General features: G+C 68.0%; 13 protein-coding genes. 3 read left to right on the top strand and 10 right to left on the bottom strand.

All coding sequences use genetic code 11. From position 1 onward, the window contains the following. Positions 1 to 49: 49 nt before the first annotated feature. Both GV790_RS20880 and GV790_RS20875 read right to left on the bottom strand, forming a co-directional pair. Positions 50 to 1462 carry a class II fumarate hydratase gene (locus tag GV790_RS20880; RefSeq protein WP_163815144.1) on the bottom strand — a complete coding sequence of 471 codons (1413 nt, stop codon included), beginning with the start codon at positions 1460 to 1462 and terminating at the stop codon, positions 50 to 52. A 150-nt stretch (positions 1463 to 1612) separates the two neighbouring features. Continuing rightward, positions 1613 to 2962, bottom strand: coding sequence for a PhoH family protein (locus GV790_RS20875; protein ID WP_163815142.1), 1350 nt, complete (start codon positions 2960 to 2962; stop codon positions 1613 to 1615). A gap of 407 nt (positions 2963 to 3369) precedes the next feature. Between GV790_RS20875 and GV790_RS20870 the strand changes: the two genes are divergently transcribed. Beyond that, a complete protein-coding gene (locus GV790_RS20870; RefSeq protein ID WP_163815140.1) occupies positions 3370 to 3642 on the top strand; it encodes a hypothetical protein in 273 nt (90 codons plus the stop codon). A gap of 232 nt (positions 3643 to 3874) precedes the next feature. Here GV790_RS20870 and GV790_RS20865 read toward each other — a convergent pair whose 3' ends face one another. The 4 genes from GV790_RS20865 to GV790_RS20850 all read right to left on the bottom strand — a co-directional run bounded on the left by GV790_RS20865 (position 3875) and on the right by GV790_RS20850 (position 6681). After that, the gene (locus tag GV790_RS20865) at positions 3875 to 5020 is read right to left on the bottom strand and encodes an RNA polymerase sigma factor (RefSeq protein ID WP_163815138.1); all 1146 of its coding nucleotides are present in this window, start codon (positions 5018 to 5020) and stop codon (positions 3875 to 3877) included. Beyond that, on the bottom strand, positions 5017 to 5424 hold the full coding sequence (locus tag GV790_RS20860; RefSeq protein WP_163815136.1) for a YciI family protein: 408 nt from the start codon (positions 5422 to 5424) through the stop codon (positions 5017 to 5019). The genes GV790_RS20865 and GV790_RS20860 overlap by 4 nt, the downstream gene beginning before the upstream one ends. Positions 5425 to 5453: 29 nt before the next feature. After that, positions 5454 to 5951, bottom strand: coding sequence for a pyridoxamine 5'-phosphate oxidase family protein (locus tag GV790_RS20855; protein WP_163815134.1), 498 nt, complete (start codon positions 5949 to 5951; stop codon positions 5454 to 5456). Positions 5952 to 6099: 148 nt separating this feature from the next. Then, positions 6100 to 6681, bottom strand: coding sequence for a TetR family transcriptional regulator (locus GV790_RS20850; RefSeq protein WP_163815125.1), 582 nt, complete (start codon positions 6679 to 6681; stop codon positions 6100 to 6102). 169 nt (positions 6682 to 6850) lie between these two features. On the opposite strand from GV790_RS20850, the gene GV790_RS20845 reads away from it, so the two are divergent. Both GV790_RS20845 and GV790_RS20840 read left to right on the top strand, forming a co-directional pair. Further along, positions 6851 to 7552: an SDR family oxidoreductase gene (locus tag GV790_RS20845; protein ID WP_163815123.1), complete on the top strand. Its 702-nt coding sequence runs from the start codon at positions 6851 to 6853 to the stop codon at positions 7550 to 7552. 26 nt (positions 7553 to 7578) lie between these two features. Beyond that, on the top strand, positions 7579 to 8001 hold the full coding sequence (locus GV790_RS20840; RefSeq protein ID WP_163815121.1) for a tautomerase family protein: 423 nt from the start codon (positions 7579 to 7581) through the stop codon (positions 7999 to 8001). 103 nt (positions 8002 to 8104) lie between these two features. On the opposite strand, the gene GV790_RS20835 is transcribed toward GV790_RS20840, so the two are convergent. The 4 genes from GV790_RS20835 to GV790_RS20820 form a co-directional block, all read right to left on the bottom strand. Further along, positions 8105 to 8506 carry a DUF779 domain-containing protein gene (locus GV790_RS20835; protein WP_163815119.1) on the bottom strand — a complete coding sequence of 134 codons (402 nt, stop codon included), beginning with the start codon at positions 8504 to 8506 and terminating at the stop codon, positions 8105 to 8107. Further along, positions 8506 to 10023 (bottom strand): aldehyde dehydrogenase, encoded by a 1518-nt coding sequence (gene adh / locus GV790_RS20830; RefSeq protein ID WP_163815116.1) that lies wholly within the window; start codon positions 10021 to 10023, stop codon positions 8506 to 8508. Before adh ends, GV790_RS20835 begins: the two co-directional genes overlap by 1 nt. Positions 10024 to 10156: 133 nt before the next feature. Continuing rightward, positions 10157 to 11380 carry a helix-turn-helix domain-containing protein gene (locus tag GV790_RS20825; RefSeq protein ID WP_163815114.1) on the bottom strand — a complete coding sequence of 408 codons (1224 nt, stop codon included), beginning with the start codon at positions 11378 to 11380 and terminating at the stop codon, positions 10157 to 10159. An 80-nt stretch (positions 11381 to 11460) separates the two neighbouring features. Continuing rightward, complete coding sequence (locus GV790_RS20820) at positions 11461 to 13278, bottom strand: NAD(P)/FAD-dependent oxidoreductase (RefSeq protein ID WP_163815112.1); 1818 nt, start codon at positions 13276 to 13278, stop codon at positions 11461 to 11463. Positions 13279 to 13288 lie beyond the last annotated feature (10 nt).

Here is a 13288-nt window from a genome sequence, read left to right as displayed (position 1 = left end):
AACGGCCCGTTCGATGTCATCGAACGGGCCGTTTTCGGATCTGCTCGCGCTACTTCTTCTCGTCGACCTTCGCCATCGCCAGCACATCCAGGCGGCGATCCAGTTCCTCCACGGTGAGTTCGTCGCCGATGAGTCCGCGATCGATCACCGTCTGCCGGATCGTCTTCTTCTCCTTCAGCGCTTCCTTGGCGACCGCGGCCGCCTCCTCGTAGCCGATCGCCGAATTCAACGGCGTGACGATCGATGGCGAGGATTCGGCCAGCGTGCGCAGATGCTCCTCGTTGGCGACCAGTCCGCTCACACAGCGATCGGCGAACAGCCGGGACACGTTGGCCAGCAAGCGAATCGACTCGAGCAGATTGCGGGCCATCACCGGGATGTAGACGTTCAACTCGAAGTGCCCGTTCGCCCCGCTGAACGCGACGGCGGCATCGTTGCCGATCACCTGCGCGGCGACCTGGGTCACCGCTTCGGGCAGTACCGGATTCACCTTGCCAGGCATGATCGAACTGCCCGGCTGCAGGTCGGGCAGTTGCAGCTCGGCCAGGCCGGTGAGCGGGCCCGACCCCATCCAGCGGATATCGTTGGCGATCTTGGTCAAGCTGACGGCGATGGTGCGCAGCGCGCCCGAGGCCTCCACCAGACCGTCCCGCGCGGCCTGTGCCTCGAAGTGGTCCTCGGCTTCGCGCAACGCGTCGATGCCGGTGCTGCGCACCAGTTCCGCGACGACCAGCCCGCCGAATCCCTGCGGTGCGTTGAGCCCGGTGCCGACGGCGGTACCGCCGATGGGCAGCTCACCCAGCCGGGGCAGCGTCGCCATGATCCGGTCGATACCGGCCGCGACCTGGCGGGTGTAGCCGCCGAACTCCTGGCCGAGGGTCACCGGGACGGCGTCCATCAGATGGGTGCGGCCCGATTTGACCACCGTCTTCCACGCGGTGGACTTGTCGAGCAGCGCCAGCCGCAGGTGGTCCAGGGCGGGCACCAGATCGGCGATGACGGCCTCGGTCGCGGCCAGATGGGTTGCGGTCGGGAAGGTGTCGTTGGACGACTGCGACATGTTCACGTCGTCGTTGGGATGCACCTCGACCCCGCGCGCCTTGGCGATGGAGGCGATGACCTCGTTGGCGTTCATATTGGAGCTGGTGCCCGAGCCGGTCTGGAACACGTCGATCGGGAACTGATCGTCGTGACGGCCCTCGGCGATCTCGGTGGCGGCGGCGATGATGGCGTCGGCCTTGGTGGCCTCGAGCAGGCCGAGGTCCCGGTTCACCTTCGCGCACGCGGCCTTGAGCAGCCCCAGCGCCCGGATCTGCGCGCGCTCCAGGCCGCGGCCGCTGATCGGGAAGTTCTGCACGGCCCGCTGGGTCTGCGCCCGCCACAGGGCGTCCACCGGAACGCGGACCTCACCCATGGTGTCGTGTTCGATGCGGTACTCGGTCTGGTCGCTTCGCTCACTCATAGTCCGACCATATGCCGCACCCGCCGCACGTGGGGACGCCACGCCTGACGCTTATCTCACAGGGCTCGACGCCCGGGGGACGGGAATAGCCGCGGCCGGAAATGGCAGACCCCCGGACCACGCGGGCCCGGGGGTCTGTCGCTATCTCCGTCAGGCGTTGGGCCCGTATTCCTCCAGCATCTCCGTCACCAGTGCCGCGATCGGCGACCGCTCACTGCGGGTGAGCGTGACGTGCGCGAACAGCGGATGCCCCTTCAGCTTCTCGATCACCGCGGCGACGCCGTCGTGGCGGCCGACGCGCAGATTGTCGCGCTGGGCGACGTCGTGGGTGAGCACCACCCGCGACCCGGTGCCGAGCCGGCTCAGCACCGTCAGCAGCACATTGCGTTCCAGCGATTGCGCCTCGTCGACGATCACGAACGAATCGTGCAGCGAGCGCCCACGAATGTGGGTGAGCGGCAACACTTCCAGCATGTCGCGGCTGAGCACCTCCTCCATGACCTCGCGGCTGGCCAGCCCGTCGAGAGTGTCGAAGACGGCCTGGGCCCACGGCCCCATCTTCTCGCTCTCGGTGCCGGGCAGATAGCCCAGATCCTGGCCGCCGACCGCGTACAGCGGACGGAACACCACCACCTTGCGCTGGGTGCGCCGCTCCAGCACCGCTTCCAGTCCGGCCGTCAGCGCCAGCGCCGACTTGCCGGTGCCCGCTCGCCCACCGAGCGAGACGATCCCGACGCTCTCGTCCAGCAGCAGGTCCAGGGCGATGCGCTGTTCGGCCGAGCGCCCGTGCAAGCCGAACGCCTCACGCTCACGCACCAGCTGCACCCGCTTGTCCGGCGTGACCCGGCCGAGTGCGCTGGAGCTGGAACCGAGCAGCCGGATCCCGGTGTGGCAGGGCAGTTCCCGCGCCTCGTCGAGGTCGATGGAGCCTTCGCTGTAGAGCTCGTCCACCCGGTCGGTGGTGACATCGAGTTCCACCATGCCGGTCCAGCCCGAGGTGACCACATCCTGTGCGTGGTACTCATCGGCCCGCAAACCCACCGAACTCGCCTTGACCCGCAACGGGATGTCCTTCGAAACCAGCACCACGGAGTGGCCGTCGGCGGCGAGATTGAGCGCGCAGGCCAGGATGCGGGAATCGTTGGTGTCGGTGCGGAATCCGACCGGCAGCACCGTCGGGTCGGTGTGGTTCAGCTCCACCTGTAGCGTTCCGCCCTCGGTGCCGATCGGCAGCGGCTCGTCGAGCCTGCCGTGCTGCACCCGCAGATCGTCGAGCATGCGCAACGCCTCACGGGCGAACCAGCCGAGCTCATGGTGATGCCGTTTGCCTTCGAGTTCGCTGATCACCACCAGCGGGAGCACCACGTGGTGCTCGCCGAAACGGGTGACCGACCAGGGATCCGATAGCAGAACCGAGGTGTCGACGACAAAGGTTTTGGTGCCTTTCTTCACGGTGCGAGAGTTCGCCGATGGGGCGGAAACGGAGCGTGTTGTAGTCACGGTGGGCTCCTTTGTGTCTGCGCGGCACCCGCATCAGACAATCTCGCTGGACCGGTCCGTCCTGAGGGATCCGACGCTGGCGTCAGATGCCACGAGGGCCGGGTGCCGGCCCCCTCGTACTGAATGGCTCAGTCACGGTCAGGACCTCCCGCGCGAGCCACAACGACGCGACTCGCATCCACGACGCTACCGGCTGTCGGTGGTTGCGCGCTCGGGGAACGGCAGGCGTGTCGGTGAATTCGTCGTTAACGCACCGCCGATGGCAGCTATCACCGCTGGTCAGACTGCGTTTCCGGTGGTGGCGCCGCCCTCGGCACGATCTCGGCGGCCGGCTGCGGGCTGGTTGCTCGATCGCCGGATTCGACACGCGGGTCCCCACTCCCGCGCCGGCGGATTAGAGTCGCGTTATGGCCGGTACCGACGATCTCCAGCAGCTGTCGTCCAAGGAACTGCACGACCGCGCGGTCAAGCTGGCCGTGCGCCGCGGCGACATCAAATTCTTGTGGAACCTGCTCACCCGCATCCCCGCCGCCGAGGCCACCGCGGGCAAGGCAGGCGAGAGCGAAGCAGACATCACCTGGGTGCTGCCGTTGATCGATGACTACGTGCACGCAGGCGACGGCGAGCTGGCCGAGGCGCTGCGCCCGTTCTACCTCGATTACCTCGCCAAGCATTCCTGACCTGCGCGCGGCTCGCATACCACTCACCGGGACGCACCCAACCTGGCGCCAACCCTCCCGGTCGATACTCGATGTCGACGTCCACACGATGGGCCATCGATAACTGAACACTCGACCCGCCCGTGTGGAAGACCACCGAACTTTCCCGCCCCGCCAACGACGCCGGGGACCGGCCGCCAGCGAAGTCGGCACGGAGACGGTCGAGCGGACACACCCGCCCAGCGCTGCGGGGTTACGAGCGCAGCGACTGCCGCACCCGCGCCGCCTCGCGGGTCAGATGGTCGCGCTCGGGCGCGCTGGAGGCCACCAGGGCGGCTGCCGCGTACAGCTCGGCGGCCTGCTCGAGATCGCCGGCCCGCTCGAGCAGATAGGCGCGAACCGCGCGGTAGCGGGGCAGGTCCGGATCCACCTGCTGCAATTCCGCAAGCCCGGCGCGCGCTCCGTCGGCCTCGCCGACCGCGACCGCGCGGTTGAGCCGCACCACCGGGCTGCCGGTGAGCTTCAGCAACTCGTCGTACCACTCCACGATCTGCACCCAGTCGGTCTCGGCGGCGCTCGGGGCATCCGCGTGCAGGGCGGCGATCGCGGCTTGCGCTTGGTATTCACCGAGCCGGTCGCGGGCCAGCGCCGCCTGCAGGATCGCCACGCCTTCGGCGATAAGGCCGGTGTCCCAACGGGTCCGGTCCTGCTCGGCCAGCGGGATCAGCCGCCCGCCCGGCCCGGTGCGTGAGGCCCGGCGGGCCTGGTGCAGCAGCATCAGCGCGAGCAGGCCGGCGACTTCCGGGTCGTCGGTCGTGGCCGCCAGCTGACGGGTGAGGCGGATCGCTTCGGCCGCCAGGTCGAGTTCACCGCTGTAGCCCTCGTTGAAGACCAGGTACAGCACCCGCAGCACGGTCGCCGGATCGCCCGGCCGGTCCAACGGCAGCTCGGCGATGCGCCGTTTGGCGCGGCTGATCCGTTGCGCCATGGTCGCTTCGGGCACCAGATACGCGTTCGCGATCTGCCTGGTGGTCAGGCCGCCGACCGCGCGCAACGTCAACGCGACGGCCGAACTCGGCGACAACGACGGGTGCGCGCACAGGAAATACAGCCACAGCGAGTCGTCGGCATCGGGCACCGGCCCGCGCGGCGGCTCCGACTCGACCGCGAGTTCCCTTCCCCGCCGCGCGGATTCGGCGCGGGCGGCGTCGAGGAACTTGCGCCACGCCGCGGCGACCAGCCAGCCCTTCGGATCGCGCGGTGGGTCCTGCGGCCAGCTCTCCAGCGCGCGGATCAACGCCTCCTGCACGGCGTCCTCGGCCGAGCCGAAATCCGCTCCGCGCCGGACGAGGACGCCGATCACCGCGGGCACCAGCTCCCGCAGCAGCGACTCGTTCACTCGGTGACGGTGGGCGCCGCGGCGAACAACGGCCGCAGCTCGAGCCATTCCTGGATCGGCTTGCCGCCGGCGCCGGGCGCCGCCGACAGTTCCGCCGCCAGCTCGAGAGCGCGCTCGTAGGTGTCGACGTCGATCATCATCCAGCCGGCGATCAGGTCCTTGGTCTCGGCGAAGGGACCGTCGGTGACCGGCGGGCGGCCCTCGCCGTCGGAGCGGACGAAGGTGCCCTGGGGTGCGAGCGCCTGACTGTCGACGTATTCGCCGGTGGATCGGAGCCGGGCGGCGAAATCTTCCATGTACTGAATGTGGGCGGTGACTTCGTCCGGGGTCCACTGGTCCATCGGCACGTCGTTGGTGGGCGCCGGGGCGCCGCGGTAGTGCTTGAGCAGCAGGTACTTGGCCATTGTCTTCTCCTCGGGATGTCGGTCTGGGGTCAGGCGCGCTGACGTTCGTCGCGTTGCCGGATCAACTCCTCGACCGGCGAGGGCAGGGTGGTCTCGAAGTCGATGAGCTTCACCCAGGTCGGGGTGATGACGATGCGGACCATCCGCTCGTAGAGCGAACGCACCTCGGCTTCCCACACCGTCCGCTGCTCCGGAGTCATCTGGTAGCTGCCGTTCATCTGCAGATACTCCTCCGGGATGCCCTCGACCTCGTCCAGCTCGGCCCGGCCCCGGATCAGCAGCAGCTTGGGCGGATGCACCTCGGTGTCGATGGTCAGCGCCACCTGCGGGTTGCGCCGCAGGGCGGGCAGTTTCGGAGCGTTCGTGGTGGTGCACAGCACGACCTGCGTGCCGTTCCAGGTGAACCCGATCGGGATATTGCGCGGGGTGCCGTCGAGTGCCACGTAGGCCAGCCTGGTCAGATCGCGAGCGAGCAGCTCCCGGCTGAGCGGGCGTTCGAGAATGTCGGTGATCTGGTGCTGTTCCATCGATGCGCTCCTGTGTCGGTGCCGTCGAGCGAGCCGTTATCGGCTGCTCGTACCCCTGGGACGGAGCCCGCCCTACATTCTCGACATCCCCGGCGAAGAATTTCGGAGAATTTTTTCGACCGGGCCGAAAAGGGCGCGGCACCGGCCGCTACTCGGGGTCGCCGACCAGGTGATCGCGCGCGGCTTCGAGGATCCGGCGGGAGAGCTCGGCGTCGCCGGTGGCGCGCGCAAGCATCAGCGCTCCGGCCATGGTCGACAGTTCGACCAGCAGGTCCGGGTCGGTGGTCGAGCGGTCGTCGAACTCGGCGAGTTTGCCGATCATGTTCTGGATGCCGTCGAGGTAGGCCTGGCGCAGCGGACTGTCGGCGGGCGCTCTGGCGACGTCGGCCGCGGTCGCCGCGATGCCGCACCCGTTGGCGGGGGTGTCGCGGTGGGCGGTGGACAGATAGCGCTGGATGAAGGTGCGCCGGGCCGCCGCGCCGTCCGCGCTCGCGGCGCGGATACGGTCCATTTCGTCGATCTTCTCCGCGTACGCAGCCGTGCAGGCCTGCGTGACCAGGTCTTCCTTGGACCGGAAGTGCCGGTAGAAACCGCCGTGGGTCAGTCCGGCGGCGGCCATCAGCTCGGGGACGGTCATCGCGGCCGCCCCATGTTCGCGGACCTGCGCGGCGGCCGCGTCGAGGACCTGCCTGCGGTGCGCTTGCGCCTGTTCGCGGGATGCTCGCGGCACATCGGCTCCTTTCCATCGGTCGGCGCGCACGGAGGGCGCGGTCGGTCAGGACAGTCTTGCGCATCCGTATAGATGATGATCATAATCTAAATCGGTCGAGTGGTGACGCTCCCTCCCCGAGCCGACCAGGGACGTCCGGATCGGCGGGGATGACTCGAAAGAGGCGAAGATGACCAGAATCGAAGGCTCGGTCGCGCTGGTGACCGGCGGGCAGCGCGGACTCGGGCGCGCGTTCGTGGACGAACTGCTGCGGCGCGGGGCCGCGAAGGTCTACGCGACGGCCCGGACACCGGCTCCGAGCGACGATCCGCGCGTGGTACCGCTCGCGCTGGATGTGACCGATCCCGATTCCGTCACCGCTGCGGCGCTCGCTGCGGGAGATGTCGACATCGTCGTCAACAATGCGGGCGCGCTACTCCCCGCACCCCTGCTGACAGCCGAAATAACCGATGTGCAGGCCACTTTCGATACGAATGTGTTCGGCCCACTCCGGGTCGCGCAGGCCTTCGCGCCGATTCTGGCGGCCCACGGTGGTGGCGCGCTGGTCGATATCCATTCGGTGCTGTCGTGGGGCTCCGGCGCCGCGGCCTATGGCGCCTCGAAGGCCGCGTTCTGGTCGATGACCAACTCCCTGCGGCTCGAGCTCGCCGCACAGCGCACCCAGGTCGTCGGGGTGCATCTGGGCTTCGCCGATACCGAGATGGTCGCCCATCTCCCGGTCGACAAGATCGCCCCCGCCGCAGTGGCGGCGGCGGTTTTCGACGGCGTCGAGAAAGGTGAGATCGAAGTGCTCGTCGATGAGGTCTCGCGCCGGATGAAGGCAGCGCTGTCCGGCCCCGTCGAAGATCTCGCCGTGGCCATCGGCCGCTGAGACCGCCGAACCCGAAAGGACCAGCCATGCCGCTGTGGCACATCTATCACCCCGCGAACACCTACTCCGACAAGGACAAACAGGATTTCGCCCGGGACATCACCGACCTGTACACCAGCTTCGGCCTGCCGGCGTTCTACGTGGTCGTGCTGTTCAAGGAAACCGCCGAACCGGACTTCTATGTCGGCGGTAAACCGGCGGCCGACACCGTCCGGATCGTGGTGGAACACCTCGCCCGTCATCTGGACGATCCCGATATGCGTCGCCGCTCCACCGACAGACTCGATTCGATCATGGTCCCCTACACCCGCGACCGCGGCTTGCACTGGGAATTCCACACCTACGAATCCCCGCGCGATCTGTGGAAGATCGCCGGCCAGTTCCCACCGCAGGCAGGCAGCGATGCCGAGAAGGCGTGGGCGCAGGCAAACGCGCCGATCCCGTACTGAACGGCTGCGACAGAAAGCAGATCTGCCCACCGGCGCGGCACAGCCGGTGGGCAGATCTTTCCGATGCGCGGGCGGGGCGGGCGAACCCCACTGCCGCGCAGGGCTATTCGAGTTCGGCGCCGGTGCGGGGCGCAGGCGCGGCCTCGAGCCGGGTGAACTCGTCATCGGTGAGCAGCCGGGAGCGGATGAGGAAGCGCACGCCTTCGGGCGCTTCCAACGAGAATCCGCTGCCACGGCCGGGAACCACATCCACGGTGAGGTGGGTGTGCTTCCAGTACTCGTACTGATCGGCGCTCATCCAGAACGGCGTATCCGCGGCGACCGTCCCGAGCAGCACATCCGAGGCACCCACACGGAACTCCCCGCGCGGGTAACACATCGGCGAGCTGCCGTCGCAGCATCCGCCGGACTGGTGGAACATGACCGCGCCGTGCCGCCGGATCAGACCCTCGAGCAGCTGCTCGGCCTGTTCGGTGATCTCGACGCGGGTCACGTCCTCGGCCATCAGAAGAATCCGAGCTTATTCGGCGCGTAGCTGACCAGCAGGTTCTTGGTCTGCTGGTAGTGATCGAGCATCATCGAGTGGTTCTCGCGCCCGATGCCGGACTTCTTGTATCCGCCGAACGCCGCGTGCGCCGGGTAGGCGTGGTAGCAGTTGGTCCACACCCGGCCCGCCTTGATCCCGCGACCGAGCCGGTAGGCGGTGTTCATATCCCGGGTCCACACGCCCGCGCCGAGACCGTAGAGGGTGTCGTTGGCCAGCTTCAACGCCTCATCGGTGGAGTCGAAGGTGGTCACCGAGACGACCGGGCCGAAGATCTCCTCCTGGAAGATCCGCATATCGTTGCTGCCCTTGAACACCGTCGGCTCGATGTAATAGCCGCCGGGGAACTCCTCGACCTTGCGCGGCCCGCCGCCGGTGAGCACCTCGGCGCCTTCCTGACGGCCGATGTCGATGTAGGACAGGATCTTCTCGTACTGGTCGTTGCTGGCCTGCGCGCCGATCATGGTGGCGTCGTCGAGCGGGTTGCCGCTGACGATGGCCTTGGTGCGTTCCACGCACCGCGCCATGAACTCGTCATAGATCGAGGAGTGGATCAGCGCACGCGAGGGACAGGTGCACACCTCGCCCTGGTTCAGCGCGAACATCACGAAACCCTCGACGGCCTTGTCCAGGAACTCGTCGTCGGCGGCCATGATGTCGGGCAGGAAGATGTTGGGGCTCTTGCCGCCGAGCTCCAGCGTCACCGGGATGATGTTCTCGCTGGCGTACTGCATGATGAGCCGTCCGGTGGTGGTCTCACCGGTGAACGCCACCTTGGCCACCCGCGGGCTCGACGCCAGCGGCTTGCCGGTTTCCACACCGAAACCGTTGACCACGTTGAGAACTCCCGGCGGCAGCAGATCCGCGATCAGCTCGACCACCTTCAGGATCGAGGCCGGGGTCTGCTCGGCGGGCTTGAGCACCACCGCGTTACCCGCCGCCAGCGCGGGCGCCAGCTTCCAGGTGGCCATCAGGATCGGGAAGTTCCACGGGATGATCTGACCGACCACGCCCAGCGGTTCGTGGAAGTGGTAGGCGATGGTGTCGCCGTCGATTTCGCTGATCCCGCCCTCCTGGGCGCGGATGGCGCCGGCGAAGTAGCGGAAGTGGTCGATGGCCAGCGGCAGGTCGGCGGCCTTGGTTTCGCGGACCGGTTTGCCGTTCTCCCAGGTCTCGGCGACCGCGAGGGCTTCGAGATTCTCCTCGATCCGATCGGCGATCTTGTTGAGGATATTGGCGCGTTCGGCGACGGAGGTGGCGCCCCAGCCGTCGGCGGCGGTGTGCGCGGCATCGAGGGCCAGTTCGACGTCGGCGGCGGTCGAGCGCGCTACCTCGGTGAAGGTCTGCCCGTCCACCGGTGACGGATTCTCGAAGTACTGCCCCTCGACCGGAGCCGTCCAGTCGCCGCCGATGAAATTGTCGTAGCGGGCGGCGTAGCTGACGATGCTGCCCTCGGCACCTGGTTTCGCGTAGGTCATGTCGCATGCTCCTCATCGAGTCGGCGGATAGCACGAGCAACCGTTCGTGACGCAGACCACTATCGCGATCTTGGGTTGGCAGAAGGTTGACTACCGAGGTGACACGCCGAACCCGCAGGTCATCCGGGGTGGATCAGGAACGGAGGGCGGTATGCAGCCTGGCCGCGGCGACGGCCCGGCGCCCATCGTTGGGCGGCAGCAATCGCAGTGCGTGCTCGTGGATCTCGATATCGTCGGGCGCCCGCTCGCCGTAGCGCAGCGCGTTGTCGGGCTCGTCGTCGGACAGCACCGCCGTGCGCACCGCGACCTCGAGGTGATCGCGCCACTCCACGATCCCCGGCGTCTGCGAACCGGGCAGCAGCGGCCCGCGATACATCCGCACCGCGGTGGCCGTGTCACCGGCTTCGAGTGCGCCGAGCAGATCCACGGCGTCGCAGGACAGCGGGGTGGTGAGCTGGTAGACGCGGTTGGCGATCTCACCGCCGGTGGCCCGGCGCAGGTGTGAGACATCGGCCTTGAGCGTGCTCGAGGTGGCGGGCCGGTCGCCGTAGATGGCGTAGTGCAATCGTTCCGGGGTGAAGCCGTCGGGTTCGAGCGCGAGCAGGGTGAGGATCTCAAGTTGGCGCGGCCGCAACCGCACCGGGTGTCCGTCGCGCATCAGGCGGGAGCCGCCGAGGCAGGTCAGCCGGACGCCCGGCCGGGTGGCGGCCGCCGCGTGCAGCCGCGCCTCCACCGCGGTGACCAGCGACTGCACCGTCGACATGGCCAGCGGATGCGAACGGTCCCACGTCGAGGAGAGATCGAGCACGCCGAGCCTGCGCCCGTCGGGGGCGTGGATCGGCGCGCAGTAACACACCCAGCCGTGCAGGGCCGCGACCAGATGTTCGGCGGAGAACACGGTGCTGGGTTTGCCGGTCTGCATGGCCAGCGACAGTGCGTTGGTGCCCATATGTTCTTCGTCCCAGCGACCACCGGGCGCGAAATTGACCTGTTCGGCGCGGCGGCGCATCACCGGCCCGCCGAAGGACCACAGGATGGTGCCGCTCTCGTCGGTGACCGCGGCGACATAGCCGGCGTCGTGGGCGACATTGTGCAGCTGGTCGGCGAGCTGGGTGACCGGTTCGCGTAGCGGGGACTCGGCCCAGCGGGCACCGACGTCGGCGGAATCCACGGCGGGTGCGCTCGCGGTGGCCGGGTCGACGGTGCGCACCGAACGCATCCAGGATTGCGCGACCTCGCTGCGCAGACCGGATCCGGCGACTCGGGGCAGCACGGGATGCGACCTGCCGGGAACCCAGCGGGACCATTCCTTTTCCAGCGCGGCCCGCTGCTCGGCGAGCGTGCTGTGTGCCGCCATCTATGTCTTCCTGGTCACATCTTCGACTACTTCCATCATGCCGCACCGATCCGGGGATCGGTGCGGCAGTCGATGGAAAATCAGCTCAGATGGTGCACCGGGCCCATCCCATAGACCGGTGTCGGGATGCCCTCGTAGCGCGCTTTGAGTTGCAGCGCCAGATACAGCGAGTAGTGCCGGGATTGGTGCAGGTTGCCGCCGTGGAACCACAGCCCCTCCTGCCTGGTCGGCTTCCACATATTGCGCAGCTCGCCTTCCCACGGGCCCGGGTCCTTGGTGGTGCCGGAACCATAGCCCCAGCATTTGCCCACCTTGTCGGCGACGTCCTGGCCGATCAGATCGGCGGCCCAGCCGTTCATCGAGCCGTAGCCGGTGGCGTAGACGACCAGATCGGCGGGCAGTTCGGTGCCGTCCTCGAGGACGACGGCGTCCTCGGTGAGCTCGCGGACCTCGCCATGGGCCAGTGCGATCTTGCCGTCGGCGATCAATTCCGAGGCGCCGACGTCGATGTAGTACCCGGAGCCGCGGCGCAGATACTTCATGAACAGGCCCGAACCGTCGTCGCCCCAGTCGAGTTGGAAACCGGCGCGTTCGAGCCGGTCGTAGAACTCGGCGTCGCGCTCCCGGATGGCCTGGTACACCGGGATCTGGAACTGCGGCATGATCCGGTACGGCAGCGAGGCGAAGGTCAGATCGGCCTTGTCGGTGGTCATGCCCGCCGCGAGGGCGCGTTCGGAGTACAGATCGCCGAGGCCGAGCTCCATCAGCGAATCCGAGCGCACGATGTGGGTCGAGCTGCGCTGCACCATCGTCACCTCGGCGCCCACCTCCCACAGCGCCGCGCAGATGTCGTGGGCGGAGTTGTTGGAGCCGATGACCACCGCGCGCTTGCCCGCGTAGGCGTCCGGGCCCGGATGCTTGCTCGAATGATGCTGTTCGCCCCGGAAACGGTCCATCCCAGGGAAACTCGGGATGTTCGGCTTACCCGACATGCCGGTGGCGAGCACCAGCTGGGTCGGCCGCAGTTCGATGGCCTCGCCGTCGCGCAGGACGTCGACTTCCCATTCACCCGCGATCTCGTCGTAGGTGGCCGAGGTGCAGGTGGTCTTCGACCAGTACGGCACCTCCATCACCCGGGTGTACATCTCGAGCCAGTCGCCGATCTTGTCCTTGGGGGTGAACACCGGCCAGTTGTCCGGGAACGGCAGATACGGCAGGTGGTCGTACCAGACCGGATCGTGCAGGCACAGCGACTTGTACCGTTTGCGCCACTGGTCGCCGGGACGTTCGTGCTTGTCGACGACGAGCGCGGGCACCCCGAGCTGACGTAACCGCGCGCCCAGCGCGATCCCGCCCTGCCCACCGCCGACAACCAGCACATAGGGCTGACGGCTGCGGCCGAGTTCACGTTCCTCCTCGGCGCGGCGCTCGGACCAGGTCACCCGGTCCGGGTCGGCGCCGTGCACCACACCACGCGGCCGGCGCGGGCCCTTGCTCTCCTCGTGCCCTTTGAGTTCGCGCAGGCTGGTGAGCAGCGTCCACGCGCCTTCATCCTTGAGCCGCAAATGCCCGACCGCGCGGCCGGCGGCGGTCTCGAAGCCGATCCACGCCGTGATCACCCCACCGTCCTCGGTGGGCTCTTCGGTGGTGTGGAAGTTGCCCGGATCGGTGCCGTTCAGCCGCGCGCGCAGCATGTCGGCGATATCCTCGCGGCCCTCGAGGGTCTTGATGTTCCAGGTGAAGGCCACCAGGTCGCGCCAGAAACCGTCGAGGGCGAACATCGCGGCCGCGGCCTCCACATCGCGGTCCGCCAGCGCCATCTCGAAGTCCCGCAGCCAGGCATCCACCCGCTGCTGCGGTGTCTGCGTATCGGGCGTCGGCTCCAGTGTCCGGGTCATCGGATTCTCC

This window comes from Nocardia cyriacigeorgica (assembly GCF_010858045.1).
In the GTDB taxonomy this organism is placed as follows: domain Bacteria; phylum Actinomycetota; class Actinomycetes; order Mycobacteriales; family Mycobacteriaceae; genus Nocardia; species Nocardia cyriacigeorgica_E.
This window is presented reverse-complemented; position numbering and strand designations above follow the sequence as displayed.